Genomic DNA, 26,779 nt, shown 5'->3' with positions numbered 1-26,779 from the left:
ACCTATTTAAAAGAATTAGATATAAATGAAGTTTATTTTATTAGTTGCGCTTATCGGTTATAGTTTTATTTCTAGTGCGGAAGTTCTATATCTTAAAGATTCTGTGGGGGTGGAAAAATCGAATGGCAAGACCTTAATTCTTCATAAAGTGGAGAATAGCGAAACATTATATTCTCTATCCAGAAGGTATAATGTTTCCATCTATAATATTATTAAACAAAACCCTCCTGTAGAGTTTGGGCTGGAAGTAGGGCAGATAGTGAAGATCCCTTATGAAAAGACTCAACCTAAGCCCGTGGCATCAAAACCCAAAGGAAATACTACTGCACCCGCAGCTACCACTAAAACCGAATCTCCGGTATTGGTCAACAATGACCCTGGCAAGAAGACAGGTCAGATTATACATGTGGTGAAGCCTAAAGAAACGGTTTACTCAATTTCCCGACAATATGGAGTGAGTATAGCCGACCTGAAGAGCTGGAATAACTTAGAGGGTAATATATTAGACATTGGCCAGGAGTTAATTATAAAACAAGCGGCACCTAATGAGGAGAGGGAGAGGTTGGTTACTCAACCTTCATCAAAGGAAGTAGAAGAAAATATTCACGTGGTACAGGCAGGAGAAACACTTTATTCCTTGTCTAGGCAGTACGATGTGTCGTTGCAAGACCTTTCAGACTGGAATGATCTTAAAGATAATACTATAAGTGTTGGTCAGCGATTAATTGTAGGTAAGATATCTGCCCGTGCTGTTACGCAAGATGTGGTAGAGCAATCACCAAACTTAGTTATAGCAGATCAGGTAGTAGTAGATGAGCCTGTAACCACAACCACCAATGAATTTCCTTCTGGGAACCGTAAAAAGGACAGCACAGACGTTAACACCTCTACATCGGAGAGAGATCATATATTTAAAAAGGAAGTCTTGGAGTCAGGCAATGCTCAGCTGATAGAAGGCTCTGAAAATACCCGGAAATATCTGGCCCTGCACAGAACAGCCAAGATAGGTACCATTATGAAGGTAAGGAATGAAATGAACGGACAGGAGGTTTTCGTGAGGGTAATGGGTAAATTACCTGATACCGGAGTGAATGAACATGTTCTCATTAAAATTTCTAAGTCAGCGTATGATCGACTGGGAGCTATAGATCCTAAATTTAGAGTTTCTGTTTCATACATTCCTCAATAAGTTTTGAATATAGCCGACAGTGAAAAACTCAAGCAGTTTTTAGATGTGAAAGTGCAGGAGTATAATGAGACTGGTTTTATTGCTAATGACCCAGTTTCTATTCCTCACTTATATACAAAAAGGCAAGATATTGAAATTGCGGGCTTCATAGCAGCAGTGCTTGCTTGGGGGCAGCGTGTTACTATCATCAATAAATGTAAGGAGCTATTTTCTTTAATGGATAATGCTCCCTATGACTTTATTGTCAATCATGAGGAGAATGACCTGAAAAGGTTTCTTTCTTTTAAACACCGTACTTTTAATGCCACTGACACTTTGTATTTCATAGAGTATTTTAAAAACTTCTATGAAAGCCATCAGTCGTTAGAAGAAGCCTTTTTAATAGGTATGAAACGCAATAGCGACAATGTGGAAGTTGGGTTAAAGAATTTCCATCATCAGTTTTTTAGCCTCCCAGATGCACCGCAACGTACCAAAAAGCATATAGCTACGCCAGAACGAAAGTCGGCCTGCAAGCGAATAAATATGTTTTTACGCTGGATGGTAAGGAAGGATGATAAAGGGGTTGACTTTGGTTTCTGGGAGAATATTAAACCCAGCCAACTCATTTGTCCTTGCGATTTACATGTAGACAGGGTAGCTAGGAAACTGGGCCTTATTACCAGAAAACAAACTGATTGGCAAACCGCAGTAGAACTAACGGCTCACCTGAAAACGTTTGATGCTGAAGACCCGGTTAAATATGATTTTGCCCTGTTCGGGCTAGGGGTAGAAGAAAAATTTTAAGCTATTATTGCTTCCAGCTACCAGGGTTGTTTCTCCATTCTTTCAGAGATTCGATCTGATCATCGCTTACATACCCCCTTTTTAAGGCCTCTTCTATTAGTAAACCATAATTGCTTAAGCATACTAAGGAGACATCAGCGTTTTCGAAGTTCTCGTCGGCTACATCAAACCCGTAGGTGAATATGGCGGCCATACCCAACACTTCCATTTTGGCCTCTCTAAGAGCTTCTACGGCCTTCAGGGAGCTGCCTCCTGTAGATACCAGGTCTTCTATTACTACTACTTTTTGCTCTTCAGTAATTTTACCTTCTATCATATTTTCCATTCCATGGCCTTTAGGCTTAGATCTTACGTAGATGAAAGGTACTCCTAACTCCTCAGCGACTAAGGCTCCTTGCGGGATTCCTGCTGTGGCTACGCCTGCAATGGCTTCTACGCTAGGGTAGTTCTTTTTTATGGTGCTCGCTAGGGCCTGTTTAATTAAGGTTCTTGTTTCTGGATATGACAAAGAAAGACGGTTATCACAGTAAATGGGTGATTTCCATCCGGAACTCCAAGTGAAAGGATTATCAAGGTTGAGTTTAATGGCTTCTATATCCAAAAGCTTGGCTGCTATAGTGTATCCTATATCTGTAGACATGATAAAAACTTTTGCTTGCGAAAATATGGATTAAAAAACTGAAATTCTATTGGCGTGCTGGCAAATATTTTTTTCATTTGTGATCAGACTAACTATTCTTGGATGAACCTATTCATCAATGACATTCCTGTTCAGCTTGTGAGGTCCTCAGAAAGACCAAATAAGAGTGAATTTAATAATATTATAAATGCAGAAATAGAGCCTATTACTCAGGCTAAGTTATTGCATAGAGTGTGGATAAAACATGCTAAGCGTGAGGATCTGGATCAGCTTTTTGATTTATTAGATACTACCGTGCCGCAAGGGCTTATTTCTATCACACTGACTATAGACGATTATGATGATATGAAGAAATTTCTTAAAAAGAAATTTAAAGTCATCAAAGCGGCTGGTGGGCTGGTGAGAAAGAAAGATAAGATCCTCATGATTTATCGCCTCAAAAAATGGGACTTGCCTAAAGGTAAGCTCGATAAAAATGAAGGTAACCGAGAGGCAGCCGTAAGGGAGGTGGAAGAAGAGTGCAATGTAAAAGTACAGTTGAACGAAAAGATTTGTACTACATGGCATACTTATACCATGAAGAAGCGCCGGATACTGAAGAAAACTTCATGGTATACCATGGATATAGTTAAAGACTCTAAGATGAAGCCTCAGACCGAGGAAGATATAGAAGAGGTGAGGTGGATGACTCGTAAAGAGGTTTTTCATGCCTTACAAGATTCTTACAAATCTATAGGCTTTGTGTTTGACTGCTACTTTAAGAAGGAGAAAGAAGCTGAAGAAGCCAAGCTTTAACTTTCTTTATTGTTTTATTTGGGGAGTTCGTAGGGTATAAAATCATCAACATTTCCTCCATACCTGTGAACTTCCCTAATAATGGAGCTACTAATAGCTGCTAACTCTGGAGAAGTGATTAAGAATACAGATTCCAGGTTTTCATAAAGGTATTTGTTTACCTGAGCAATGCTATTTTCATATTCAAAATCAGTGGTATTTCTTAGCCCTCTAAGAAGGTAATTAGCATTGTGCTTGCGAGCCAAGTCTGCGGTGAGTTCGTTATAAACAACCACTTTTATGTTATCATAGTTGCTGAATGTCTGCTCTATCAGCGCTACCATAACATCAATATCAAAGTATCTGTTGGTCTTTTTGCTATTATGGCCTACTGCTATAATGATCTCGTCAAAAAGTGTTAAACCACGTAATACTATGTCCTCATGCCCTCTCGTAAAAGGATCAAAGGAGCCAGGAAAAATAGCTGTTTTTTTCATGAGGAAAATAAATGATTAGTCACACAAATGGATGCTATACAGATCAAAATAATGATGATCTTGTAATTCATCAAAGAGGTAACCGAAGTTTAGGTACGAAGGTCTATCTCCAAAGGAAATATTCTTAATGAACTTATAAAATTCCTGATAGTGAGGAGATTGTTTTCCTATATAGCCCCAAAGTACTACATCGCTCTTCTGTTGGTTTTTTTGTAAACCTTTCATTACCAGCATGATGTACTTGATGTAGTCGTTAAATTGCTTTATAGTAAACTGATTATAATACTCTAGCTTATTGTTTTTCAAGGTGAGAATATGCAGCTTGAAACGGTCTATATATAAATAAAGAGTATTTTTCTTATTAGATTGTTCGAAGTTGGTTATTCCTTCTATTAATGCGCTTGATTGGTGAATAAACCCAACATCTGCGTTGGGGTATAAACCTTTAGCCCAATTATAGAGGTTCCTGTTCACTGCGAAAATACAGATTGCATCTGATTTTATGTGCTTGTAGTATAGCACCTCTTCAATGTCAGTATTTACTTTGCTGTTTAACCTTAGGTAGTCTATGGCAGCTTCTTTAACAAAGAGAGAGGAAGGTACAAGGGAAAATTTACTGTTCTTTAGGCTTATTCTTACATTTTTCCAAAAACCAGCCATGAGTAGGTGGTGTTCTTCGAAAAGAGCCTGTAGTATATCTAAGAACTGTGAATGGGTCTTTACGCTTGCGAGAACATAATCTTCAAGCAATAGCGTACGGTTACTGGTAGAATCTACTACAGCCACCTGTAAGTCTCTGATTCCTATTTGAACCATAAGATTGTAAAGATGAAGTTTGTCTACATCAAACTTTTCATCTTTTATTTTCTTTATGAGCTTATAGCTGGCTGTAGTTGTGTCCAAAATTTTATTCCCAGTTTCCTGAAGTTGTTACATCTGTTCTGCTACCAAATCTTAGAGGACGTCTGTTTTTGCTATCAGCATCTTCTGTTCTGGTTTCGTCGAATGGTTTTGGGTTTTTTACCTCAATTACATTCACTGAAGTTCCACTTTTGTCTAATTGGGCAGCGTATATTTCAAATTTTACGTCCTCATATCCAGGTACGTAAGCTAATTTACTAAGGTCAGTGTTAGGGTTGAACCTGGTTTCTTTAAGACTCATTAGGAGATCTCCTTTGCTTAGCTCTTGTCCTGGCTTCACATCTTCAATCCTAACTACCTCACCATTGTCCCTGAATTTATGAGTAGAATTTTTACCCTCTTGTTTCAGAACGTAGGCACTGCTGTTTTTTGTTACCTGATCACCTAGCTTAGCAACAAATTTAACAAAAATACCATGGTTAGCTGCGGTTACGTTATGAGTTTCGTAAAAGATTCTCTCTTTGGCAGGTATCATACCCAAGGTGTCATAGGTTACTACTGTGCTATCTGCACCGTAGGCTAGAGTGAAAATTTCTTCTTTTCTTTCAATTATAGGGAACTGGCCATTTTTAATGAAATCAGCTAATTTATCCCAGTCACTAGTATATTTTCCGTTTACTTCCTGATATGCCGTTTCAGCTTCCCTGATAAGTTGTAGTTTATAAATAACAGCTGCTTCTTGGCTAGCTATTCTTTCTTTTGCGTCAATTTCAGTTTTGATGTCCCTAGTTAAGTAGACAGCTAAACTAACACTGCAAATGAATAATATTAAAGAAACAATTTTGGTGACATTCATTTTCTAGGTTTTTTTTGGTGCAATAATAAAACTTTTGGATTGCAATACATAATATATTAAACCGCTATTTTATGCAATTATGATCAAAATTTAAAATAGCCGTGCATATTTAATAGCGATTTTTTGTCGGTCACTCCATGAAGTGTATTATGTATTGTTTTTGGATCCATAATTTTTAATTCTGAAAAAGTCACAAATTTTATAGCTTTCATCACCTGATTTTCTTTACTCAGCTCAGGATCAGAGCCTAAGCATAATGTTCCGGAAGTAATTTCTACTAAGAAAAACAATTCCACAGCATGCAAAGGCGGTGTAATGACTTCATTGGCGAATAGAAATTCTTTGATTGCCACTTTTAGGCCTGTTTCCTCTTCAAATTCGCGTTTTAGAGCTTCTTCTGCACTTTCTCCAAACTCTACACCACCACCAGGAGGAGTCCACAGGATTCCTTTAGCGCCTACACCTTTATGTTTAACAAGCAAGAGCTCATCCTGTTTAAAGCATAGGCCACAAACTCTTAATCTTATTTTGTTGCCAAATGATTGTTCAACGATGTTTTTCATTTTTAATTGTTGAGGTTTGTTCCCTGCATTGTTATATAAGCAAACTCACTTTAGCAGATTTTATATTTGATTGTTAAACTACTAAATATGATTAAAACTTATAATCCTAACTACAAAAGTCGCGTAGAGAAGTTTTTGGAGCGTCAGTTTTTTATGAAACATATTCATTTTTCTCTATCAGAAATAGGGGAAGGGAGCACTGAAGGTTGGCTGCCGCTAGAGGAGGTACACCTACAGCAAAAGGGAGTGGTACACGGAGGTGTGATTGCCACGCTCGCAGATAGTACCATGGGGTTTGCAGCCTACACACTTTTAGCAGATGATCAGCATGTGGTGACCGGTGAGTTGAAGGTTTCCTATCTTAATCCCGGTATAGGAGATAGGCTGTGGGTGAAGGGCTGGGTTTTAAAACAAGGTAAAAAAGTGAATTTTTGTGAATCGGAAGTGTATGCTTATAATGGTGAGGAACGAAAGTTGATCGCTAAAGCCAGCGCCACTATGATTACTATCTTTCCAGAGAAATAGAATTTTATATGCCAAAACCATCTCAGATATTAAAAAATAAATTTCCTTTTGAACCTACTCCAGGACAGTTACGACTGTTTGATAAGGTGGACCACTTTTTGGAAGAAAAGCAAGAGAAGTCTGTTTTGATTATTAAAGGGTATGCTGGGACAGGTAAAACCACTGTGGTAAGTACTTTAACTCAGGTCTTGCCACTCTTCAATTCTAAGTTTGTGCTCATGGCACCTACCGGAAGGGCGGCTAAAGTAATGTCTCAATATGCGCACAAAGTAGCTTTTACCATTCATAAAAGAATATATAAACAGGTAGGTAATGAGACGGAAGGCCCTTCTTTTAAGAGGCAGAAGAACTACTCTAAAAACACCGTGTTTATCGTAGATGAGGCTTCTATGATTAATGAAGATAGAAGTTATGGCAGTAGAGGGCTTTTGAGTGATCTGTTTGATTTTGTTTTTTCAGAGGAGAGTAATAAACTCGTGTTAATAGGAGATGATGCACAGCTACCACCAGTTGGTCAGCTTATTAGTCCGGCCCTTGATAAGGATTACCTCCAGGCCTCCTATGCAGCTTCGGTGCATGATGCTATGCTTACAGAGGTGATGCGGCAGGAGGGAGATTCAGGTATTTTGATGAATGCAACAGGGTTGAGGAATTTGCTTTCTGCCGAAAAACCACAGATCCAGTTTAGTACTAAGGGGTATCAGGATATATTTAAAATGACCGGCGAAAAGATGGAAGATGGTCTAAGGTATGCATATGATAATTTTGGGATGGAAAACACCATTATCATTTGTAGGTCAAACAAGCTGGCCAATAATTACAATCAGTACATTAGAAACAGAATTCATTTTTATGAGTCAGAGCTAGAGGTAGGTGAAATGTTAATGATAGTAAAGAATAACTATTTATTTACTCCAGATGATGTTCCGGGTAGTTTCTTGGCTAACGGAGACTTTGTGGAGGTAATGAAAATTGTTTCTTTTGAGGAAATGTATGGATATCGCTATGCAACGCTTCATTTGCGTATGGTAGATTATCCTACAGAAAATACCTTTGAGGCAAAGGTGATTTTGGATACGCTTCATTCTGAGACTCCTTCTCTTACTTCAGAACAAAATAGGGAATTGTATGAAGCGGTAAACAAAGACTATGAGGATTTGGCTTCTGTAAGAGAGAGGCGAGAAGCAATAAAAAAAGATCCATATATGAATGCCTTGCAAGTGAAATTTGCTTATGCACTTACTTGTCATAAATCTCAGGGAGGACAATGGAATGCTGTTTTTGTAGATCAGGGATATCTTAAAGAAGATGGTATAGATGCGGAGTATGTGAGGTGGTTGTATACTGCAGTAACTCGGGCTACAGATCAGCTATTTTTAGTGAATTTTAATAAAAAAATGTTTGTTAGTTAATATAATTTACGGCAGGATTGTTGTTCTTTATTCTTAAATTTGAATTATAATCAATAAAAACGATCTTAATATGAAAACCTTTGTAGCATTTATTTTTGGTATTTTCGTGATAGGCAGTGCTTTAGCACAGGAAGGCACTGAATCCAAGAATGGCCCAGTGATGACATTTGAGGAAGTGAAGCATGAATTTGGAGATATTCATCAAGGAGATAAGGTGGAATACACCTTCAATTTTGAGAATACAGGTACTGAGCCTTTAGTGATAAGCAATGTTCAGGTTACTTGCGGTTGCACAGCTTCAGATTGGCCAAGAGATCCTATAGCACCAGGCCAGGCATCTAAAATGACTATCAAATTTAATAGTGCAGGAAAAATGGGCGCTCAGAATAAAGTAATAACTATTGTGAGTAATGCAGTGAATGAAAACAACAGACTAGTTATTACAGCTAATGTACTTCCTAAAGAGAGTAACTAATAGCTGATAAATAATATTAAAGAAAAGGCTGCTTCTTATGAGACAGCCTTTTTTATTTTCATTATTCCTAATAAAAAGAGTATCCAACCTAATATCAGAAGCACTCCTCCAAATGGCGTGATTGCTCCTAATATGGGTGTATTTGTAATGCACAAGATGTATAGGGATCCACTGAAAATAATAGTACCTATAAAAATGCTGTAGGCGGCATAGCTTAATAGCTTAATATCCCATTTGGTATGAATGATACCAACAGCTAATAGAGCCATTGTATGATAAAACTGGTATTTAACGCCTATTTCAAAAGTATCTAATCGGCCATTTTCCATTAATAGAGGCTTGAGGCCGTGAGAGCCAAAGGCGCCTATCATTACAGATAATGCACCTAGAGCGCAGGCCGTAACCAGTATATTCTTACTTTTACTTGTCATAATTTCTTGCTCCAAAAATGGCACTACCTACTCTAATAAGAGTACTTCCTTCTTCTACTGCTAACGAATAATCCCCACTCATACCCATAGATAGCTCTTGCATCTCTATATTTTCAGGTAATGCTAAGCTGGCTGTTTTATCAAACAAATTTTTAAGATATTGGAATTCTTTCCTTATCTGATCTTTATTATCAGTAAAAGTAGCCATTCCCATGAGGCCTACAATCTTAATGTTTTCAAAAGCTTTTGTTTCTTCAGAATTGATGATTTCTGATAACTCTTCTTCAGAAAGGCCAAATTTGGTTTCTTCTTTTGCGATATGTATTTGCAACAGGCAAGAGATTACTCGTTCGCTTTTCGCACCCTGCTTGTTAATTTCTTTTAGCAACTTAAAGGTGTCTACAGAGTGAATGAGGCTCACAAAAGGAGCGATGTACTTCACTTTGTTGCGCTGTAAATGACCTATCATATGCCATTCTATGTCTTTAGGCAGTGCTTCATATTTATCTGTGAGCTCTTGAACCTTATTTTCTCCGAAAATCCTAACCCCTTCATTATAAGCTTCTTGCAGTAATTCTGTGGGTTTAGTTTTACTTACGGCAACTAATCTACACGATTTGTCCGACAAATAATTTTGAAATTCTTTAATATTGTTTTTTATATCCATCATATAATTTTAAATATCTATACAAAAATTATATGGACAAAGTAAGAAATTTTAACTGAGAGCTTATGCCTATTTTAGGTACTTTATTAAAGAAAGGAATTCGAATCAGAGAGAGTCTTGATCAGGAATATTCGAATCCTTACGATTTACAGAAACAAGAACTCAAGAAGTTGTTAATCACAGCTAGTCAGACCAAGTTTGGTAAGCACTATAACTTCGATAGAATATTAGAGTCATATAAGGAATTAGATACAAAGGCCTTTTTTAAACTTTTTAAAGGGCTGATCCCCATTCATAATTACAATAAAATGTATGAAGACTGGTGGAAAATGGCTCAAGATGGAAATTCTGATGTATGTTGGCCTGGCAATGTCAAATACTTTGCTTTGAGTTCGGGCACATCAGAGGCTTCTTCTAAATATATCCCTATCACTAGAGATATGAAAAAAGCGATACAGAAGACAAGTATCAGACAAATCTTATCTCTTTCTAAGTATGATCTTCCTTCTGAAATTTTTCAAGGAGGCATCTTAATGCTGGGAGGTAGCACACATCTTAATAATAGAGGTAGCTACTTCGAAGGTGATTTGAGTGGTATTCAGGCAGCCCAACTGCCTTTTTGGTTTCAGCATTTTTATAAGCCTGGTAAGCGTATTGCCCAAAAGCGAGATTGGGATGAAAAGCTCAATGAAATAGCTAAGAAGGCTAAAGACTGGAATATTAGTATCATTGTGGGTGTGCCGGCGTGGATACAAATACTCATGGAGAAAATACTGGAATATAACCAGCTGAACAATATTCATGAAATATGGCCTAATCTATCGGTTTATGTGCATGGTGGCGTTTCTTTTGATCCTTATAGAAAAGGATTTAGAAGGCTCTTAGGTAGAGATATTCATTACATAGAGACTTATCTTGCTTCGGAAGGCTTTATTGCTTTTCAGGGTAAGCCAGATACTCGTAACATGAAAATGGTGCTTAATAACGGCTCATTCTATGAGTTTGTGCCTTTTGAAGAGCAGAATTTTGATGAGGATGGTGAAATATTACCTACAGCACAGACTTGTATGATAGATGAGGTAGAAGAGGGTAAGGAGTATGCTTTATTACTTTCATCATGTGCGGGAGCTTGGAGATACATGATTGGTGATGTAGTTAAAATAGTTTCTAAAGAGGAAGCAGAAATAGTAATTACAGGTAGAACTAAGCACTTTCTTAGTTTATGTGGTGAGCATATGTCTGTAGATAATATGAATAAAGCTATTGAAATGCTGGCTGATGATTTGAACATTACTATACCTGAATTTACGGTAGCAGGTATTCCTCATGGTACCTTGTTCGCTCATCACTGGTATATAGGCACTGATGATACTGTGAAAATAAGTGCTGATGAGGTGAGAGATAAGCTCGATGGATACTTGAAAGAGTTGAATGATGATTATAAAGTGGAAAGAAGTGCTGCTCTTAGAGACGTGTTTGTAGATGTACTTCCGGTAAGTACCTTTTACAGGTGGATGGAATCAAAAGGAAAAGTGGGAGGGCAAAACAAGTTCCCTCGTGTTATTAAAAGTCATCAGTATGATGATTGGAAAGAGTTTATCAAGGCAGATTTGTAATGTATATTGTAAATGGAGCCTTGTTTGGCCTTGTACTAATGGTACTGGTAGGTCCGGTGTTTTTCACTCTGATACAGACCAGCTTAGAAAAAGGTTTTAACAAGGCAATTTTAGTGGCGATAGGTATTTTTTTTAGTGATGCCATGTTTATCGGGTTAGCTTATTTAGGGGTATCACAGTTTGTAAATAAGTCGGGTTATAATGTTTGGATAGGATATGCCGGTGGTATAATACTCTCCATTTTTGGAGTCTATTATTTGTTGAAATTTAAAAAACCGATGAATATGTCGGCTAAGTCGGTTTCAGTAAAAGGCACCTTCAGGTTTATATTCAAAGGTTTTCTAATTAATGGAATAAGCCCTTTTGTGCTATTGTTTTGGGTAGGAGCCATGAGCTTGGCCACGGTAAGGTATGATTACCATGGTCCTCAGTTGTTCGGCTTTTTTATTACCATTATGATTATAGCACTCTCTAGCGACATTTTGAAAGCATATTTAGCTGGTAAATTAAGGCGCTTATTTACTCCTAAACTATTTAAAATATTGAATTTGGTAGTAGGCTTGGCCATGATTGGGTTTGGCATACATATGTTTATATTCAGTATTTAATCTTGGAGCACATTAGAGATAAAAGTAGATTTTAGTAAAAGCCAAAGTAGAAAGAAGCAAATAGCCCATATAAGGTAATTTCTGTAAAAATCAGTGGTATCCTTATATCTAGATTCTTTTATTTCGGCTTTTTCATATTTGTCTATCAGGTCAAACACCTGCTGTAGAGCTTCATTATCTGATACTCTGTAAAACTGCCCTTCGCCTATTTTGGCTATTTCGCGCAAGGTGGTTTCATCCATGGTGTTTTCTATCATTCTAGGTCTTCCAAAGAAGTCTTTGCCGAAAGGCACTTTCCCTTCTTTACCTATAGCAATAGAGTATATCTTAATGTCATAAGCTGCTGCAAGCTTTGCTGCAGTAAGGGGGTCTATGTTTCCTGCAGTATTGTCACCATCACTCAGGAGTATCACTACTTTAGATTTAGAGTCAGACTCACGCATGCGGTTAGTGGCTACGGCCAGTGCACTACCAATGGCAGTACCTCTGTTTTCAATCATATCAAAGTTGATATCCTCAATGTAGGACTTAAGCAAATCGTAGTCAGTAGTAAGTGGCGACAAGGAGTAAGCATCTCCAGAAAATATTACCATACCTATTCTGTCCTGAAAGCGACCATCAATAAAATCCTCCGCCACATTTTTAGCGGCTTCCAATCTATTGGGTTTAAAGTCTTCTATTTGCATGGATTGAGAGATGTCCACCACCAGCATAATGTCAATACCTTCAGTCCATTGCTCCACTTTTTCATTAGTCTTCTGAGGCCTGGCCAGAGCTAATATTATTAAAGCGATAAAGGCTATAAAAAGTATATCAGGTATAAACCTGACCAGGTTAGTGAGGTCTGACTTTATTTGACTCTTAGTGAGCGCTACAGGCAGCTTCTGGTTGAGGTAATGCCTTATTACCCATCTGAGAATGATAAAAATAGGAATAGCGAGTAAGGCATATAAAACCAGAGGGTTTTCCCAGGTGAAGTTTTTAAAAGTAGTAGAAGAAAACCACTCTAACGAATACCATGGCATTTCCAGATTCACATTACTTGTCATTTTTCACCTCCTCTACTTTAGCTGTGTATCTTTGGTTAGCATATTTTTTCAGACTTGTATATGCCTGCATAAGTTCAGCACTTGCTTTCGGGTTATAAATAGCCATATCTAACTGTGCCAGAGAGCTTTCTATGCCCTTAGGCTGATATCTTTTAATAATTTCTTTAGTAGTTAGTTTGGTGTAGGGTTGTTTTTCTAATTGCTCTAGGTACCTTTTCCAGGTTACCAGTGCCTTTTCTGCTTGCTTGCTTACTGACACAGACTGATCAGTAACAATATTATCATATTGACTTACGAAATTTTCATACGCTGTTGTAAGTCTCTTTATTTTGAAGTATGTCTTTATTTTTCCTCCAAATGCAATAAATGAAACTATTGCCACTACCATAAATATTCCTAACCCTATTAACAGGTAGGGATAGTTAAAGGCAAAATCTACAGGCTTATAGGTAGTGTTCTCTTTCAGCGGGAGAGCTTCTACTCCTACTGAGTCGGGTACTTCTTTTACTAATTGCTGAAGTATCACAGAGTCTGTATTGGAATAGATCGGTGTGCTGTCATTCCTATGCAAAGCAAATACAGGTAGCTTTAGCGTTTGTATGCTGTCTATCTCAAAGGAGGAGAGGTAGTATACTGCGCTATCATAGCTTACCAAGCTATCAGACTGGGTAGGGAAATAAAGCTTATGATCTATCTCGTAAGGAGAAAAATCATACAAAGAATCAGGAAAAACCACGTCAATGGATCTGGGGTGTTTCACTGATAGGGAGAAGCCTATGGGAGATCCAATCTTTATGGTATCTTCAAGAAATTGCCCTTTTGGGGTGATATCTTGTGCCTTTGTGGCTTGGCTTACAAAAAATAAAACTAATGTCAGACTTAAAATTCCTTTAAACACTCTTTACGGTTTTATTTCTTATTCTAAATAATTTAAGAAGTTTAGGAACATAATCTTCTTCAGTATCTACAGATATGAAATTAATTTGATGCTTTTTAGCAAAAATAGATAGCTCCTCTTCATTGTCAGCGTAATTCTGCTTTATTCTGGATCTAAAATTACCAAAAGAGGTGTTTACCCAAATAGTTTTGCGGCTTTCTTTCTCAAAAACAGGTACAATACCCAATTTGGGTAGTCGGGTTTCTCTTTTGTCTGTAACCCTGATCATCACTACATCATGCTTTTTAGCTAAACCTTTAAGGTTATGTTGATAACCTTCATCTATAAAATCTGAGATAAAAATCACAACACTTCTTTTTTTAACTGCATTGAGCGTCCATAATATAGCTTTGCTCAGATCAGTAAGGTATGAAGTAGGCTTTAGGTGGCTTAGGCTACTGATTATTTCGTAAGCCTGTTTGGGACCTTTAGCAGGTCTTACATACTTTTCTTTCTGGTCAGAAAAGCAGATTAGGCCTACTTGGCTGGCTTGCTTTATGGCTGCCAGAGAAAGTACTCCGCAGAGCTCTTTGCTAATATCTACTTTTTGTTTTCCCGGGCTACCTATTTCCTGAGACCCGCTCACATCAAGTATGAAAAAGACAGTCTGTTCTTTTTCTTCCTTAAAGGTTTTTACAAAGGTACCATGCCCCTTAGCGCTTACATTCCAGTCAATAGTTCTGATGTCATCACCATACTGATAGGTTCTTACATCATCATATTCTAACCCTGATCCTTTAAATATAGAATGAAAATCACCTTGCATCTGGCTATTAATAGCCTTTCTAATTTGGATTTCGTACTTTCGTAGTTTTTTTATAAGGTGTTTCATTGGCCTAATTTTCGCTGTAAAACTGTTACAAATTTCACTAATATCTGCAATTTGCAAAAGCGTGAATTATTTAGCAGGGAAAAATATTGTATTAATGGATTTTTGCGGAGTTAAGATCACTTTTGCACACTACGCAAAATCAAAACTATTGACATGAAAACGAAAATTTTTATTATATGTTATCTTTTTTTGGTGGGTTGTTCATCTAGTGATGATGTGCCGGAGGGAATTCTTCATAAAGATGAGATGATATCAATTATGTTAGATATGTATCTTGCTGAGGGTAAGGTGAATAACCTGAGAATTACCAGAGACTCTTCTCTCGCCATTTTTAATGCTTATGAAAAAGCGCTTTATGACAAACATAAGGTGTCGGATAGTGTATACCGAGAAAGCTTAACATATTACTATGATCATCCTATACAGCTAGAGATGGTGTATGAGTCTGTGCTGGATAGTCTTAACCTTAAGCAGGAACGACTCAAGCAGAAGAAAGAAGAGGGGGATAAGCCTAAAGAGAAAGAAGGTGAAGCCGTTGAAAAGGATGAAGAAAAAGATAAAAACAAGGAGTAAAGATGCTATATCCTAAGGAAATAGAGCAAAAAATAGGATTTGATAAAATAAGAGATTTCTTAAAAGAGAGATGCCTTTCTGATTTAGGAATTTCAATAGTAAATAAAATTGGGTATTCTACTGAGATAGATCAGGTGGAGAAATTATTATTTCAGACGTCAGAGTTTCTAAGTATTTTGACATCTGATGAGCCTTTTCCTACCAATTATTTTTATGATGTATCTTCATCGTTAAAGGGAATAAGAGCCGAGGGTACATTTTTAACCGAAGATGAGTTTTTAAGAGTGAATAATTCTCTTAAGACCATTGTGGCGTGTATTAGATTCTTCAGAAAAAGAGAGGAATCGTACCCGTATTTATCATCTATGAATGGGCTGGTGAAATTTGATGAGTCTATTATAGATGCCATTAGTCAAAAGATTGATGATGGTGGATTTGTGAAAGATTCAGCTAGTGAAGGCCTTGCTGAGGTGAGAAGAAGTTTGAAAGGTAAACATGCTCAGGTAAGAAGGGCCCTTGATTCTATATATAAGAATGCAGTAAAGGATGGTTATGTGCCGGAAGGGGCTTCACTCACTGTAAGAGATGGCCGAATGGTTATACCTATTACAGCGGAGTATAAGCGCAGAATAAAGGGTTTTGTACATGATGAATCCGCTACTGGCCAAACTGTGTATCTGGAGCCCTCAGAAGTGTTGGAAGGTAATAATGAGATCCGAGAGCTTGAAAATGCAGAGAAAAGAGAAGTGATAAAGGTACTCACTCGGCTTACAGATAGGCTGAGGGTTGATCTTCAAAATATTAAACGAGGGTATCACTATCTATCATTAATAGATTTTATTAGGGCAAAGGCTAAATTGGCTTATGATATGCAGGCAGTACGTCCTGAAATTATTAACAAGCCATTTTTTGATTGGAGAGAGGCACGGCATCCTATTTTGCTCATGGCCTATCAGGCTAGTGGCAGAAAGGTAGAGCCTTTAAGTATTGTTATTAGTGAAGATCAGCATTTTATTGTTATTAGTGGGCCTAATGCCGGAGGTAAATCCGTCTGTCTTAAAACGGTGGCGCTTACGCAGTATATGTTGCAGTGTGGTCTTTTGGTGCCTGTGCGAGAAGATTCCAAAGCGGGAATTTATCAGGATATATTTATTGATATAGGTGATGAACAGTCTATTGAGAATGACCTGAGTACTTACAGTTCCCACCTTTCCAATATGAAGTACTTTCTTCAGCATGCTGACGATACTTCACTTTGCTTAATAGATGAATTTGGAACTGGTACTGATCCTCATTATGGAGGAGCTATTGCTGAGGGTATACTTGATGAACTGGTAGGTAAAAGGGCCAAGGGCGTAATTACCACTCACTATAGTAACATTAAGCACTATGCCGAAAATAAGGAGACAGTGGTGAATGGTGCTATGAAATATGATTTAGAAAACCTTGAGCCTTTGTATCAACTAGAAATAGGTAAGCCTGGTAGTTCTTTTTCTCTTGAAATAGCCCGAAAAATTGGCTTAGCCAATACGGTTACTAAGTATGCACGAGAGGTGATCGGCAGAAAAGGGGTGGATGTGGATGATCTTATTTTGAAGCTGGAAAAGCAAACTCAAGAGATACAAAGAAGGGAGCAGGAAGCTTTTGATTTAGATAAAGAAGTGAAAAGCTTAAAGAGGAAATACGATAAGCTTTATCAAGAGCTGGAAGATAATAAGAGAGATATCATCAATAAGGCTAAAAGAGATGCGGCTTCATTACTAGCTACTACTAATAAGGAGATAGAAAAGACTATTCGTCATATTAAGGAGAACAAGGCAGAGAAGAAAGAAACCATTAAAATGAGAAATCGCCTGGCTAACTTAAAGGAGCAGGTAGATGTAAAGCCAACGGTGTCTAAACCCAAAATAGAGGTGGTGCCAGGCGAAATAGGAGTAGGAGATACTGTAAGGTTTATAGATAATCAAGTAACTGGCGAGGTGATTGATGTAAGGGGCAAGGACGTAGAGGTGAAGGTAGGTGACCTTAAGACGGTAGTGAAAAAGAAGCGATTGGAGAAAATTTCTAAAACCAAAGCTCGTGAAATTACCCGTAGCTATGGTAAGCCAGGTTCAGGTATGAATCTCAATCAAAAAGTAGCAGACTTTACCGGCACTCTTGATGTAAGAGGTAAGAGGGGAGAAGAAGTGTTGGGTATGGTAGATAAGTTTATAGATGATGCCATGATAGCCAATAGCTCAGAAGTGAAAATCCTCCATGGCAAAGGCAACGGCATATTAAAAGATTTGATCAGGAATCACTTGAAGGGCTCTAATATAATCGAAAGCATTCAAGATGAACACGTAGAGCGTGGTGGAGCTGGAATAAGTATAGTGATCTTAAAATAAAAAAAGAGACCGAATAGGTCTCTTTTTTTATTTTCATTATAATATAATATTATCTACTAAATTCAAATACCCAGCTTCCTTCCACTTCTTCTGTTCTGGCATTATTGAAACCTTCACCTGTGTAAGAAAAGCTTAGGATTAATTTATTGTTAGTAACAGTGTAAGTCATGGGTTGAGCTCCCAAGCTAATACTAGATGTTACAGGAGAACCAAAGCTCCATGAGTCGCTATTTTTGAATGGTAATAAATCAGGACCACCACTTGTAGTATAAGTATCATCAGTGAATGTTATGGTGAAGCCGCTGTAGTCTGTTCTTGCTTCTCCGTCTGTTACACTAGTAACAGTCCAAGTGCCCTTCAAAAGCGCTGTTTGAGTATCTTCTTCAGAAGGACCTCCATCATCGCTTCCACATCCTATTATAGTTAAAAGTACAAAAAGGAGTCCTGTTGATAGTAAATAAGATAATTTTTTCATTTAAACTTCGATGTTTATTATTTTACTGGGGTGAAATATAGTAATAATTATTCTTTAATACATTAAAATATTAGGAAAGTGACCGCTAAACCTTAAAAAGGTATAACAAAGTTCTTATGGTTTGAAATTGGTAAGCGATATTTCGTAAGGACAAAAAGCCTTATATTCTTCTGGTTGGTTACTCGCTATGATCACTGATCTATTAGTAGCTATTACCTTTTTCATTTCTTCCTGGTACCAATCAGATCCTTGAGCATCAAGGTTTGAAGTAGGTTCATCCAGCAATATGTAGTCACTTTTTGTGTAGAATGCCAGTGCTAGTTTTAGCCTTTGCTTCATTCCAGAAGAGAAATTCTGAACATATTTATTAGCAGATTTTTCAAGTAGTGCCACTTCCATTATCTCTTGTGGTGTTATTCCTTTTTGGATATCTCTGAATTTGAAATGGAAGTCAAGATGTTCTATAAGAGTAAAGCCTTCTATAAGCTCCATATAAGGAGTAGCTACAGTAAAGTAAGAAAAGGCTTTTTCGGCATCGATAATTTTACCCTCATTCTGGTAAGTTATTTTACCTTCTGAAGGCAGATGGTAGCCGCTTAAGATGGTGAGAAGAGTAGACTTACCACTGCCATTATGGCCAGTAAGTGCGTACCCTTTTCCATGCTCAAAAGTATAATTGAAGTCTTTAAATATCCATTCGTTGATATAACGTTTGCCCAGCTTTTCAACGGATATTTGCATACAATTAGTAACTATAGCCTTTCATTACCCCACGGTCAGAGTTTCTGATGAAGTTAATGATTTCATCTCTTTCTTTTGATGGAGGTAGCTCTAGCTCTACCAAGTCTAAAGCTTTTGAATTATTAAGGCCTTTCAAGAATACATATCTGTATATTTCCTGAATCTCATTAATTTTTTCTGAAGTAAACTCTCTTCTTCTCAGTCCTATAGAGTTGATACCGCAGTAGGTTAGAGGTTCGCGAGCTGCTTTAGTGTACGGAGGAACATCTTTTCTTACCAAAGAGCCTCCACCTATATAAGCGTGTGATCCTATTCTTGTAAACTGCTGTACTGCGCAAGAGCCGCCGAAGATAACATAGTCATCAATAATCACATGACCTGCTAGCTGAGTAGAGTTACCTAGTATGCACTGGTCGCCGATAATGCAATCATGCCCAATATGCACATAAGCCATTATAAGGCAGTTTGCACCTACTTCTGTTTTATATTTATCTATAGTTCCTCTATTTATGGTAGCACACTCTCTTATGGTAGTGTTGTCTCCAATAATAGTTACAGTATCTTCTCCGGCAAATTTCAAATCCTGAGGGATAGCAGAAATTACAGCTCCGGGATATATTTTAACGTTCTTTCCTATCCTCGCCCCTTCAAAAATAGTAACGTTAGGGCCTATCCATGAACCCTCTTCAATTACTACATTTTTATGTATGGTAGAAAAAGGTTCAATTACTACGTTTCGGGCTATTTTAGCCTGAGGATCTATATACGATAAAGGTTGGTTCATATACTAAAAATCATTTAACCATGGTTTTTCAACCTGTTGAGTTATATGAAAAGCAATTATTAAATACCTATAAAGGTATTATTTAACTGTCCTTTCTTACTATACTGGCAGTCATTGTGCCTTCACACACAAGGGTGTTTCCTACGTATGCCCTTCCAGACATTTTAGCTATTCCTCTTTTTATAGGGGCCAGTAGGTCACATTTAATTACCAGTGTATCTCCCGGTAATACCATCTTTCTGAAACGGAAATTTTCTATTCCTAAGAAGTAAGTCCAGTAATTTTCTGGATCCGGAACAGTATTGAGAACTAAAATACCACCTATCTGAGCCATAGCTTCTACTTGAAGAACTCCTGGCATAACCGGGTTTCCTGGGAAGTGACCTAAGAAATAATTTTCGTTAGTGGTGATGTTTTTTACTCCAGATACACTCTCGTCATCCAAATGAATAATCTTATCGATTAATAAAAATGGGAACCTGTGAGGTAAGATATTAGTGATTTGATTAATATCTAATACTGGAGGTAAGTTCGGATTATATTTTGGGACATTGTTTTTGCTTGAGCTTTGCATGGCTTTCTTAAGCTTTTTAGCAAAGGCTACGTTAGCAGCATGTCCTGGTCGGGCAGCAAGTATTTGAGCTTTAATAGGTCTTCCTGCTAATGCCAAGTCACCCATTATATCAAGCAATTTGTGTCTGGCAGGCTCATTTTTGTATCTAAGCTCTACGTTGTTTAAAATGCCTTCTTTTTTCACCTCTACCTTGGGCTTGTTGAATAGGCTGGCAATACTTTCCAGTTCTTCGTCTTTAACCACGCGGTCTACTACAACAATGGCATTGTTTAAATCACCCCCTTTAATAAGGTTGTGTTTATGCAACATTTCCAGCTCATGAAGAAAACAGAATGTTCTACAAGAAGCAATTTCTTTTTCAAACTGGTTAATGTTGGTTAGAGAAGCATGTTGGCTACCTAGTACAGGAGAGTTGTAATCTATCATTACAGTTACTCTGTAGTCATCTAGCGGTAATGCTGCTATTTCCACATCTCTTGAAGCATCTCTGTAGAATAAACTGTCTTGCACTTCATAGAAATCTCTTAAGGCATTTTGCTCTTCTGTTCCAGCTTCGTTAAGTATATCTACAAATTGCTTAGAGCTACCATCCATAATAGGAGGCTCAGGGCCATCTAACTGAATGAGTACATTATCAATTTCCAGACCTACAAGTGCGGCTAGGGTGTGTTCCACAGTGTTAACTCTGGCACCACTTTGCTCTATGGTAGTTCCGCGAGATAAATCTACTACATTATCCACATCGGCATCTACTATAGGAGAACCTTCAAGGTCTACTCTTTGAAACTTTATTCCATGACCTGGCTTAGCGGGAAGGAAAGTCATGTTGGCCTGTACACCGGTATGTAAGCCAACGCCAGATAATGTTACTGATTTCTTAATTGTTTGCTGCTTGATATTCATTACTTTTCTTGAAATGTCGGCAAATTTAGTACTTTTTCTTCAAGTTGCTTTAATCTGACATTTAAATCCGGTAGATTTTTGAAAATAGCGTAGGTTTTGTAATAGTCTTTGTAATTAAAAGCGGGGCTTCCCATCAGCTGAGCGCCTTCTTCTTTAATATTTTTTCCTAAGCCTGCTTGTGCTCCAATAGAGGTTTTATTAGCTAATGTAATATGTCCTGCTATTCCTACCTGTCCTGCTATTACACAGTTTTCTCCTAATTTAGTAGATCCACTAACTCCTGTTTGAGCTGCAATTACTGTATTATTACCTATTTCTACGTTGTGAGCAATTTGGATAAGGTTATCTAATTTTACTCCATCACCTATTTTAGTAGCATCTCCATAGAAAGTAGCGCAATCAATTACTGTGTTAGCTCCAATGTCTACATTGTTGCCTATGATCACATTACCCATCTGAGGGATGGTCTTATAAGTACCATCTTTTTGAGGAGCAAAGCCAAATCCATCGCTGCCTATGACAGTACCGGAATGTATAACGCAGTTAGAACCTACCTGAGTGTTAGCATATAGCTTAGCTCCTGCATTAATAATAGAATTGTCTCCAATTACTACATTATCACCTAAGTAAGCATTAGGGTAAATTTTTACATTGTTACCTATTTTTACGTTATTTCCAATGTAGGAAAAGGCACCTCTATATATATCATCTCCTACAGTACTATTTTCGCCTATAAAAGAAGGTTGTTCTATGCCAGTTTTTTGAAAACTGATGAACTTATGATATTCTTCTAAAAGGACGGTAAAGCAACTGTATGGATCGTCTACCAGAATGAGGGTAGATTTAATTTCTTTTTTTGGTTCAAAACCTTTCTTTAAGATTACTGCACTAGCGTTTGTAGAGTAGAGAAAGTGTTCGTATTTAGGATTAGAAATAAAAGATATTTCTCCTTCTTTAGCATTTTCAATTTTGGCCAGCATGCTTATTTCCACACTGCCATCTCCTACCACTTCGCCCTCTAAAAGTGACGCAATCTGATCGACCGTAAACTTCATTTAAATGAGATAGAATGGTTAATTTCTTTTTACAAAGATACATTTTTAGGGCAGCATAGATAGTATTTTTTGACAATTTTACTCATTGCCTTAATATTAGGTAGATCAGCTGCCTCTGCTATATCTATAACCTTACCTTTTTTTGTTAAAATATTAATGGTTTGTCCTCCGGCTATGTATGCTTTATTGGTTACTTCACCATGCGCAAAGAAGTATCTGCTGTCTGTTCTAAGTACATTATATTCCTCTGCTATATGGGTTCGAAGTGATTTTAGTTCTTCTTTACTCAAAGGATCATTAGTAAGTTTTATTTTAAAAAGTTTTCTGCCTAATAGAAATTGACTTAGAGTGCTAAGTATTTTGTCATCATGATTTTGCCATACCTTTATAGCTCCCCAGATGTCATAATCATCAAGCTGACCGAAGGTAGTTAGAAGGTTTTCATTATTCTGAAAATCTTCTAGTGTATATTCATTAAGAAGAAAGTGCTTGAGAGCTGGTGTAGCAAATACTTCCTGATCACTCATGGCCAGGTCTTTAGCTCTTATAATCATGTTAATGAGCATTTTTTCAGCACTCACCGAGGCTTTATGCAGGTATACCTGCCAGTACATCAGTCTTCTGGCATTAAGGAAGTTTTCTATACTATAAATCCCCTTTTCTTCTACCACTATCTGGTCATCTACCACGGTGAGCATGCTTATTATGCGCTCCAGACCAATGGCTCCTTCAGAAACGCCGGTAAAAAAGCTGTCTCGCTTTAAATAATCCAATCTATCCATGTCTAGTTGGCTGCTCACTAGCTGATGCAGAAACTTTCTATGGTAAGTGTTTTGAAAAATTTTAATGGCTAGTGATAGTTTATTATCAAAGACCTCGTTTAAATATTTCATAAATAAAAATGAAATACTCTCATGCTGAATTCCTGATAACAAGCTAAATTCTAAGGCATGAGAAAACGGCCCATGACCCATATCGTGTAGTAGGATGGCTATTAGGGCAGCTTCGTGTTCTTCATCTGATATTTGAACGCCCTTACTTTTAAGGGTTTCTAATGTGCGAGACATAAGATGCATGGCTCCTATGGCATGATGAAACCTGGTATGAAGTGCACCTGGGTATACCAGGCCGGTAAGTCCTAATTGCTTAATCCTTCTTAATCTTTGAAAAACAGGATGTTCTATAATATCGAACACCAATTCACATTGTATGTTAATAAATCCGTAAACAGGATCATTGAAAATTTTCTTTTTATTCAATCTAATCTGATTTTATTGCGTTACGATTGTATAAGAAGTTTTTAATTAGAGTAAAAAACCAATATATGCAAAGATATAATATTTTGTGGGCTGATGACGAGATCGATTTATTAAAGCCACACATACTTTTTTTAGAGAATAAAGGGTACGATATTACACCTGTAAACAGTGGGGCTGATGCCATTGAAAAATGTGAGGAAAGCCACTATGATGTAGTGTTTCTGGATGAGAATATGCCCGGAATGACTGGGCTGGAAACATTGACCCAAATAAAAAGTATGCGTCCTAACTTGCCTGTGGTTATGATAACCAAAAGCGAAGAGGAATTGATTATGGAAGAGGCAATTGGGGCTAAAATAGCTGACTATCTCATTAAACCATTAAACCCAAGCCAAATACTTATATCGGTTAAAAGAATTTTAGATAATAAAAGGTTAATCACAGAAAAGACCAACCTGACCTACCAGCAAGAGTTTAGGAATATAAGTATGGCTTTTGGTGATGATCTTAACCATGCAGAGTGGGCTGAGATATATAAAAAACTTATTTATTGGGAGTTAGAAATAGATAAGACTGAAAATAAAAGCATGGCAGAAGTGCTTTTTGCTCAAAAGGATGAAGCCAATAATCAGTTTACCCGTTTTATTAAGGAAGAATACGAGTCATGGCTTAATGATCCTGAATCGGATAAACCACTTCTCTCTCATTTATTGATGAAAAAGAAGGTTTTTCCTCAGTTAGAAGATGGTAAACCCTTATTCTTTTTGGTTATAGATAACCTAAGGTATGATCAATGGAAGGTTATAGAGCCTGCTATTCATGAGCATTTCACTATTGAGGAAGAAGATACTTACTATTCTATTTTACCTACTACTACTGCTTATTCCAGGAATGCTATTTTTTCGGGAATGTTGCCGGCAGAAATGGCTCAGAAACATAAGGATCTTTGGGTCGGTGAAGATGTAGAGGAAGGGAAGAATAATTATGAAGATCAGTTTTTAGAAAGACAGCTGAGGAGAAATAATCTGGATATTAAATTTAGCTACCATAAAATAAAGCAGATCAGTGAAGGAAAGCAGCTGGTAGATAATATCAGAAACTTGATGAATAATCAGCTGAACGTGATTGTTTATAATTTTGTAGATATGCTCTCTCATGCTCGTACTGACATGGCTATGATCAGAGAACTGGCACCTGATGAATCTGCCTATAGATCTATCACGAAATCATGGATAGAACATTCTCCTCTTATAGAAGCAATTAAAAATATTGCTGAAGCCGGTGGCAGACTTATGATTACTACCGACCATGGTACCATTAGAGTAAAAAGGCCTTTTAAAATAGTGGGTGATCGTAATACAAATACTAATTTAAGGTATAAACAGGGTAAAAATTTAGGCTATGATAGTGGTGATAAAATAATGGAAGCCTTTAAGCCTGAGCAACTTCACTTGCCGAAAATTAATGTTTCCTCTACATATGTGTTTGCAACGGAGGATCAGTTTTTTGCATACCCCAACAATTATAATTATTATGTGAATTACTATAGAGATACCTTTCAGCATGGTGGAGTATCGATGGAGGAAATGATTATTCCAATTATTTCACTAAATTCGAAGTATGGTTCATAAGATCTCGCCAGAACTAAGCATAACTTACTCAAGTCTGGCAGAAATAGAAGTAGTGGCAAAGCAGATAATCGACTTTTCCGGAGAGGATAAGGTTTGGATTTTTGATGGAGAAATGGGAGCAGGCAAAACCACTATAATAAAGGCTATTTGTAATCAGCTGGGTGTTGAAGATGTGGTAAATAGCCCTACTTATGCTATAGTTAATGAATATAATAATGGTGAAGGTGAGAGCCTTTATCATTTTGATTTTTATCGTTTGGATGATCAGGAAGAGGCTATGGAAATAGGAGCCACAGAATATTTTTACTCTGGAGATTACTGCTTTATAGAATGGCCTTCTAAAGTAAGAGATCTCTTACCTGATAAGTTGTTAAAAATAGATATAAGCATTACTGAAGATAATAGCAGGTTAATTGAAGTAACCAGGTATGAGTAAGAAAGAACATATGGGTTTTGCTGAGCTGGTAAAGGAGTCTAGCTTATCCCCCGAGGAAAAATTAATGCCCGTAAAGAAAAACATGCATTCCTTTTTTTTAGGTCTGCCTAATGAGATATCTCTACAGGAAAGGCGCATAACCTTAACTCCTGATTCGGTAGCTCTTTTGGTTAACAATGGTCATGAGATATGGGTGGAGACCAAGGCCGGATTAGGCTCTAAGTTTTCTGATAAGGACTATAGCGATGCCGGAGCTAAAATAGTTTATTCTGCCGAAGAGGTTTACAAGGCAGAGGCTATTCTTAAAATAGAACCCCCCACACTGGAAGAGATAGAGTTGATGAAACCCCGGCAGGTACTTATTTCAGCTATTCAGATGGGGAGCCAGTCAGTTGAATATATAAAAGCTCTTAATGCGAAACAGATTACCGCGATAGCTTTTGAGTTTATAGAAGATAAGGTGGGCGGTATGCCTATTATAAGAGCTATGAGTGAGATAGCAGGAAATACTGTTATGTCAATAGCCGCGGAATACCTCAGTAGCAGCAGTGGTGGAAAAGGCGTAATTATGGGTGGGGTTACCGGAGTACCTCCTACAAAGGTAGTAATACTAGGAGCGGGTACCGTAGCTGAATATGCTGCCCGTGCTACCATAGGCTTGGGAGCTGATGTTGAAATATTTGATAATCATATATATAAGCTAAGAAGAATAAAGCAGGCCTTAGGCAGGCAGGTATATACTTCAACCATAGATTCAGCTACACTTTCTCGTAGCTTAAGACAGGCTGATGTAGTGATAGGAGCATTGAGGCCTGAAAAAGGAAGAAATAGATATGTGGTAACTGAAGAAATGGTGGCTGAAATGAAGGCTGATTCAGTGATTATAGATTTGTCTATAGATCAAGGAGGATGTTTTGAGACGTCAGAACAAACCAGCTTGAAGAACCCTATATTCAAGAAATATGATGTTATCCATTATTGTGTTCCAAATATTGCATCCAGAGTGGCTTTTACGGCTACTACGGCATTAAGTAATATTTTTACTCCTACTATTTTGAGGGCTGCAGAAGAGGGGGGAATGGAAGATATGATTTTTGCTCATAAATGGTTTATGAGAGGAGTCTACACTTATAAAGGAGCTCTGACTAATGAGCATATCGCTCGTAAATTTCATATGAAACATAAAGATCTGGGGTTGCTTATGGCAGCCAGATTTTAAATTATAAAAAAAGCCTGATTCAAT

The 26,779-nt window shown here is 37.4% G+C and carries 29 protein-coding genes; 13 read left to right on the top strand and 16 right to left on the bottom strand.

Translation table 11 applies throughout. From position 1 onward, the window contains the following. The first annotated feature begins 25 nt into the window (after positions 1–25). Both JL102_RS08720 and JL102_RS08715 read left to right on the top strand, forming a co-directional pair. Complete coding sequence (locus JL102_RS08720) at positions 26–1,189, top strand: LysM peptidoglycan-binding domain-containing protein (RefSeq protein WP_202244002.1); 1,164 nt, start codon at positions 26–28, stop codon at positions 1,187–1,189. A gap of 3 nt (positions 1,190–1,192) precedes the next feature. Then, entirely contained in the window at positions 1,193–1,975 is a 783-nt protein-coding gene (locus JL102_RS08715) for a TIGR02757 family protein (RefSeq protein ID WP_202244001.1), read from the top strand. Between the two features lie 4 nt (positions 1,976–1,979). Here the strand turns inward: JL102_RS08715 and pyrE are convergent, their stop codons facing one another. After that, complete coding sequence (pyrE, locus tag JL102_RS08710; protein WP_237390521.1) at positions 1,980–2,615, bottom strand: orotate phosphoribosyltransferase; 636 nt, start codon at positions 2,613–2,615, stop codon at positions 1,980–1,982. Positions 2,616–2,717: 102 nt separating this feature from the next. Between pyrE and JL102_RS08705 the strand changes: the two genes are divergently transcribed. After that, the gene (locus JL102_RS08705) at positions 2,718–3,410 is read left to right on the top strand and encodes an NUDIX hydrolase (protein WP_202244000.1); all 693 of its coding nucleotides are present in this window, start codon (positions 2,718–2,720) and stop codon (positions 3,408–3,410) included. A 14-nt stretch (positions 3,411–3,424) separates the two neighbouring features. Here the strand turns inward: JL102_RS08705 and coaD are convergent, their stop codons facing one another. From coaD to JL102_RS08685, 4 genes are all read right to left on the bottom strand, one after another. Beyond that, positions 3,425–3,886 (bottom strand): pantetheine-phosphate adenylyltransferase, encoded by a 462-nt coding sequence (gene coaD, locus JL102_RS08700; protein ID WP_202243999.1) that lies wholly within the window; start codon positions 3,884–3,886, stop codon positions 3,425–3,427. A gap of 15 nt (positions 3,887–3,901) precedes the next feature. Then, a complete protein-coding gene (locus JL102_RS08695; protein WP_202243998.1) occupies positions 3,902–4,789 on the bottom strand; it encodes a DUF3822 family protein in 888 nt (295 codons plus the stop codon). A 4-nt stretch (positions 4,790–4,793) separates the two neighbouring features. After that, positions 4,794–5,603 carry a hypothetical protein gene (locus JL102_RS08690; RefSeq protein ID WP_202243997.1) on the bottom strand — a complete coding sequence of 270 codons (810 nt, stop codon included), beginning with the start codon at positions 5,601–5,603 and terminating at the stop codon, positions 4,794–4,796. A gap of 83 nt (positions 5,604–5,686) precedes the next feature. Then, positions 5,687–6,166 (bottom strand): NUDIX domain-containing protein, encoded by a 480-nt coding sequence (locus JL102_RS08685; protein ID WP_202243996.1) that lies wholly within the window; start codon positions 6,164–6,166, stop codon positions 5,687–5,689. A gap of 87 nt (positions 6,167–6,253) precedes the next feature. Between JL102_RS08685 and JL102_RS08680 the strand changes: the two genes are divergently transcribed. The 3 genes from JL102_RS08680 (at position 6,254) to JL102_RS08670 (ending at position 8,578) form a co-directional block, all read left to right on the top strand. Continuing rightward, on the top strand, positions 6,254–6,691 hold the full coding sequence (locus JL102_RS08680) for a PaaI family thioesterase (RefSeq protein WP_202243995.1): 438 nt from the start codon (positions 6,254–6,256) through the stop codon (positions 6,689–6,691). Positions 6,692–6,699: 8 nt separating this feature from the next. Then, positions 6,700–8,103, top strand: coding sequence for an ATP-dependent DNA helicase (locus tag JL102_RS08675; RefSeq protein ID WP_202243994.1), 1,404 nt, complete (start codon positions 6,700–6,702; stop codon positions 8,101–8,103). A gap of 70 nt (positions 8,104–8,173) precedes the next feature. Beyond that, complete coding sequence (locus tag JL102_RS08670) at positions 8,174–8,578, top strand: DUF1573 domain-containing protein (RefSeq protein WP_202243993.1); 405 nt, start codon at positions 8,174–8,176, stop codon at positions 8,576–8,578. Between the two features lie 35 nt (positions 8,579–8,613). Here JL102_RS08670 and JL102_RS08665 read toward each other — a convergent pair whose 3' ends face one another. Further along, complete coding sequence (locus JL102_RS08665; RefSeq protein ID WP_202243992.1) at positions 8,614–9,009, bottom strand: DUF423 domain-containing protein; 396 nt, start codon at positions 9,007–9,009, stop codon at positions 8,614–8,616. Continuing rightward, on the bottom strand, positions 8,999–9,676 hold the full coding sequence (locus JL102_RS08660) for a YggS family pyridoxal phosphate-dependent enzyme (protein WP_202244182.1): 678 nt from the start codon (positions 9,674–9,676) through the stop codon (positions 8,999–9,001). The genes JL102_RS08665 and JL102_RS08660 overlap by 11 nt, the downstream gene beginning before the upstream one ends. 65 nt (positions 9,677–9,741) lie before the next feature. On the opposite strand from JL102_RS08660, the gene JL102_RS08655 reads away from it, so the two are divergent. Together JL102_RS08655 and JL102_RS08650 are read left to right on the top strand one after the other, a co-directional pair. After that, positions 9,742–11,292 carry a GH3 family domain-containing protein gene (locus tag JL102_RS08655; RefSeq protein WP_202243991.1) on the top strand — a complete coding sequence of 517 codons (1,551 nt, stop codon included), beginning with the start codon at positions 9,742–9,744 and terminating at the stop codon, positions 11,290–11,292. Then, on the top strand, positions 11,292–11,900 hold the full coding sequence (locus JL102_RS08650) for a LysE family translocator (protein WP_202243990.1): 609 nt from the start codon (positions 11,292–11,294) through the stop codon (positions 11,898–11,900). The genes JL102_RS08655 and JL102_RS08650 overlap by 1 nt, the downstream gene beginning before the upstream one ends. Here the strand turns inward: JL102_RS08650 and JL102_RS08645 are convergent. Genes JL102_RS08645 through JL102_RS08635 form a run of 3 tightly spaced genes read right to left on the bottom strand, consistent with a single transcriptional unit; the run spans position 11,897 to position 14,718 of the window. Continuing rightward, the gene (locus tag JL102_RS08645; RefSeq protein WP_237390519.1) at positions 11,897–12,949 is read right to left on the bottom strand and encodes a vWA domain-containing protein; all 1,053 of its coding nucleotides are present in this window, start codon (positions 12,947–12,949) and stop codon (positions 11,897–11,899) included. The two genes, JL102_RS08650 and JL102_RS08645, sit on opposite strands and share 4 nt — an antisense overlap. After that, positions 12,939–13,847, bottom strand: a complete 909-nt coding sequence (locus JL102_RS08640; protein ID WP_202243989.1) for a hypothetical protein — start codon at positions 13,845–13,847, stop codon at positions 12,939–12,941. Before JL102_RS08640 ends, JL102_RS08645 begins: the two co-directional genes overlap by 11 nt. Continuing rightward, the gene (locus JL102_RS08635; RefSeq protein WP_202243988.1) at positions 13,840–14,718 is read right to left on the bottom strand and encodes a DUF58 domain-containing protein; all 879 of its coding nucleotides are present in this window, start codon (positions 14,716–14,718) and stop codon (positions 13,840–13,842) included. The genes JL102_RS08640 and JL102_RS08635 overlap by 8 nt, the downstream gene beginning before the upstream one ends. Before the next feature lie 153 nt (positions 14,719–14,871). Between JL102_RS08635 and JL102_RS08630 the strand changes: the two genes are divergently transcribed. Together JL102_RS08630 and JL102_RS08625 are read left to right on the top strand one after the other, a co-directional pair. Further along, positions 14,872–15,291, top strand: a complete 420-nt coding sequence (locus tag JL102_RS08630) for a DUF4296 domain-containing protein (protein WP_202243987.1) — start codon at positions 14,872–14,874, stop codon at positions 15,289–15,291. Positions 15,292–15,293: 2 nt separating this feature from the next. Further along, on the top strand, positions 15,294–17,678 hold the full coding sequence (locus tag JL102_RS08625; protein WP_202243986.1) for an endonuclease MutS2: 2,385 nt from the start codon (positions 15,294–15,296) through the stop codon (positions 17,676–17,678). 49 nt (positions 17,679–17,727) lie between these two features. Here JL102_RS08625 and JL102_RS08620 read toward each other — a convergent pair whose 3' ends face one another. The 6 genes from JL102_RS08620 to JL102_RS08595 form a co-directional block, all read right to left on the bottom strand. Then, a complete protein-coding gene (locus tag JL102_RS08620) occupies positions 17,728–18,153 on the bottom strand; it encodes a hypothetical protein (protein ID WP_202243985.1) in 426 nt (141 codons plus the stop codon). Between the two features lie 114 nt (positions 18,154–18,267). Continuing rightward, on the bottom strand, positions 18,268–18,894 hold the full coding sequence (locus tag JL102_RS08615; RefSeq protein ID WP_202243984.1) for an ABC transporter ATP-binding protein: 627 nt from the start codon (positions 18,892–18,894) through the stop codon (positions 18,268–18,270). 4 nt (positions 18,895–18,898) lie between these two features. Then, a complete protein-coding gene (gene lpxA / locus JL102_RS08610; RefSeq protein ID WP_202243983.1) occupies positions 18,899–19,678 on the bottom strand; it encodes an acyl-ACP--UDP-N-acetylglucosamine O-acyltransferase in 780 nt (259 codons plus the stop codon). Positions 19,679–19,760: 82 nt separating this feature from the next. Continuing rightward, positions 19,761–21,155, bottom strand: a complete 1,395-nt coding sequence (locus JL102_RS08605; RefSeq protein WP_202243982.1) for a bifunctional UDP-3-O-[3-hydroxymyristoyl] N-acetylglucosamine deacetylase/3-hydroxyacyl-ACP dehydratase — start codon at positions 21,153–21,155, stop codon at positions 19,761–19,763. Then, positions 21,155–22,210: a UDP-3-O-(3-hydroxymyristoyl)glucosamine N-acyltransferase gene (gene lpxD, locus JL102_RS08600; RefSeq protein ID WP_202243981.1), complete on the bottom strand. Its 1,056-nt coding sequence runs from the start codon at positions 22,208–22,210 to the stop codon at positions 21,155–21,157. The genes JL102_RS08605 and lpxD overlap by 1 nt, the downstream gene beginning before the upstream one ends. A 29-nt stretch (positions 22,211–22,239) precedes the next feature. After that, positions 22,240–23,469 (bottom strand): HD domain-containing protein, encoded by a 1,230-nt coding sequence (locus tag JL102_RS08595; RefSeq protein ID WP_202243980.1) that lies wholly within the window; start codon positions 23,467–23,469, stop codon positions 22,240–22,242. Between the two features lie 65 nt (positions 23,470–23,534). Between JL102_RS08595 and porX the strand changes: the two genes are divergently transcribed. The 3 genes from porX to JL102_RS08580 are packed head-to-tail and all read left to right on the top strand — an operon-like array spanning position 23,535 to position 26,755. Then, positions 23,535–25,100 (top strand): T9SS response regulator signal transducer PorX, encoded by a 1,566-nt coding sequence (gene porX / locus JL102_RS08590; protein WP_202243979.1) that lies wholly within the window; start codon positions 23,535–23,537, stop codon positions 25,098–25,100. Continuing rightward, positions 25,090–25,536, top strand: a complete 447-nt coding sequence (gene tsaE / locus JL102_RS08585; protein WP_202243978.1) for a tRNA (adenosine(37)-N6)-threonylcarbamoyltransferase complex ATPase subunit type 1 TsaE — start codon at positions 25,090–25,092, stop codon at positions 25,534–25,536. The genes porX and tsaE overlap by 11 nt, the downstream gene beginning before the upstream one ends. After that, positions 25,529–26,755, top strand: coding sequence for an alanine dehydrogenase (locus JL102_RS08580; RefSeq protein WP_202243977.1), 1,227 nt, complete (start codon positions 25,529–25,531; stop codon positions 26,753–26,755). The genes tsaE and JL102_RS08580 overlap by 8 nt, the downstream gene beginning before the upstream one ends. The last annotated feature ends 24 nt before the right edge of the window (positions 26,756–26,779 follow it).

It is taken from the genome of Fulvivirga sediminis (assembly GCF_016757215.1).
Classification (GTDB): domain Bacteria; phylum Bacteroidota; class Bacteroidia; order Cytophagales; family Cyclobacteriaceae; genus Fulvivirga; species Fulvivirga sediminis.
The sequence above is the reverse complement of the archived record's forward strand: the minus strand, read 5'-3'. Positions and strand labels throughout refer to the sequence as shown.

What these genes read in the sequence shown, in the direction of transcription:
- JL102_RS08580 (WP_202243977.1), top strand. Translation starts at nt 25,529, where the DNA reads ATGAGTAAGAAAGAACATATGGGTTTTGCTGAGCTGGTAAAGGAGTCT.
- JL102_RS08685 (WP_202243996.1), bottom strand. Translation starts at nt 6,166, where the DNA reads ATGAAAAACATCGTTGAACAATCATTTGGCAACAAAATAAGATTAAGA.
- lpxA (WP_202243983.1), bottom strand. Translation starts at nt 19,678, where the DNA reads ATGAACCAACCTTTATCGTATATAGATCCTCAGGCTAAAATAGCCCGA.
- JL102_RS08615 (WP_202243984.1), bottom strand. Translation starts at nt 18,894, where the DNA reads ATGCAAATATCCGTTGAAAAGCTGGGCAAACGTTATATCAACGAATGG.
- JL102_RS08675 (WP_202243994.1), top strand. Translation starts at nt 6,700, where the DNA reads ATGCCAAAACCATCTCAGATATTAAAAAATAAATTTCCTTTTGAACCT.
- JL102_RS08660 (WP_202244182.1), bottom strand. Translation starts at nt 9,676, where the DNA reads ATGGATATAAAAAACAATATTAAAGAATTTCAAAATTATTTGTCGGAC.
- JL102_RS08635 (WP_202243988.1), bottom strand. Translation starts at nt 14,718, where the DNA reads ATGAAACACCTTATAAAAAAACTACGAAAGTACGAAATCCAAATTAGA.
- JL102_RS08670 (WP_202243993.1), top strand. Translation starts at nt 8,174, where the DNA reads ATGAAAACCTTTGTAGCATTTATTTTTGGTATTTTCGTGATAGGCAGT.
- JL102_RS08720 (WP_202244002.1), top strand. Translation starts at nt 26, where the DNA reads ATGAAGTTTATTTTATTAGTTGCGCTTATCGGTTATAGTTTTATTTCT.
- JL102_RS08625 (WP_202243986.1), top strand. Translation starts at nt 15,294, where the DNA reads ATGCTATATCCTAAGGAAATAGAGCAAAAAATAGGATTTGATAAAATA.
- JL102_RS08650 (WP_202243990.1), top strand. Translation starts at nt 11,292, where the DNA reads ATGTATATTGTAAATGGAGCCTTGTTTGGCCTTGTACTAATGGTACTG.
- JL102_RS08620 (WP_202243985.1), bottom strand. Translation starts at nt 18,153, where the DNA reads ATGAAAAAATTATCTTATTTACTATCAACAGGACTCCTTTTTGTACTT.
- JL102_RS08680 (WP_202243995.1), top strand. Translation starts at nt 6,254, where the DNA reads ATGATTAAAACTTATAATCCTAACTACAAAAGTCGCGTAGAGAAGTTT.
- tsaE (WP_202243978.1), top strand. Translation starts at nt 25,090, where the DNA reads ATGGTTCATAAGATCTCGCCAGAACTAAGCATAACTTACTCAAGTCTG.
- coaD (WP_202243999.1), bottom strand. Translation starts at nt 3,886, where the DNA reads ATGAAAAAAACAGCTATTTTTCCTGGCTCCTTTGATCCTTTTACGAGA.
- JL102_RS08645 (WP_237390519.1), bottom strand. Translation starts at nt 12,949, where the DNA reads ATGACAAGTAATGTGAATCTGGAAATGCCATGGTATTCGTTAGAGTGG.
- pyrE (WP_237390521.1), bottom strand. Translation starts at nt 2,615, where the DNA reads ATGTCTACAGATATAGGATACACTATAGCAGCCAAGCTTTTGGATATA.
- JL102_RS08705 (WP_202244000.1), top strand. Translation starts at nt 2,718, where the DNA reads ATGAACCTATTCATCAATGACATTCCTGTTCAGCTTGTGAGGTCCTCA.
- JL102_RS08690 (WP_202243997.1), bottom strand. Translation starts at nt 5,603, where the DNA reads ATGAATGTCACCAAAATTGTTTCTTTAATATTATTCATTTGCAGTGTT.
- JL102_RS08665 (WP_202243992.1), bottom strand. Translation starts at nt 9,009, where the DNA reads ATGACAAGTAAAAGTAAGAATATACTGGTTACGGCCTGCGCTCTAGGT.
- lpxD (WP_202243981.1), bottom strand. Translation starts at nt 22,210, where the DNA reads ATGAAGTTTACGGTCGATCAGATTGCGTCACTTTTAGAGGGCGAAGTG.
- porX (WP_202243979.1), top strand. Translation starts at nt 23,535, where the DNA reads ATGCAAAGATATAATATTTTGTGGGCTGATGACGAGATCGATTTATTA.
- JL102_RS08605 (WP_202243982.1), bottom strand. Translation starts at nt 21,155, where the DNA reads ATGAATATCAAGCAGCAAACAATTAAGAAATCAGTAACATTATCTGGC.
- JL102_RS08630 (WP_202243987.1), top strand. Translation starts at nt 14,872, where the DNA reads ATGAAAACGAAAATTTTTATTATATGTTATCTTTTTTTGGTGGGTTGT.
- JL102_RS08655 (WP_202243991.1), top strand. Translation starts at nt 9,742, where the DNA reads ATGCCTATTTTAGGTACTTTATTAAAGAAAGGAATTCGAATCAGAGAG.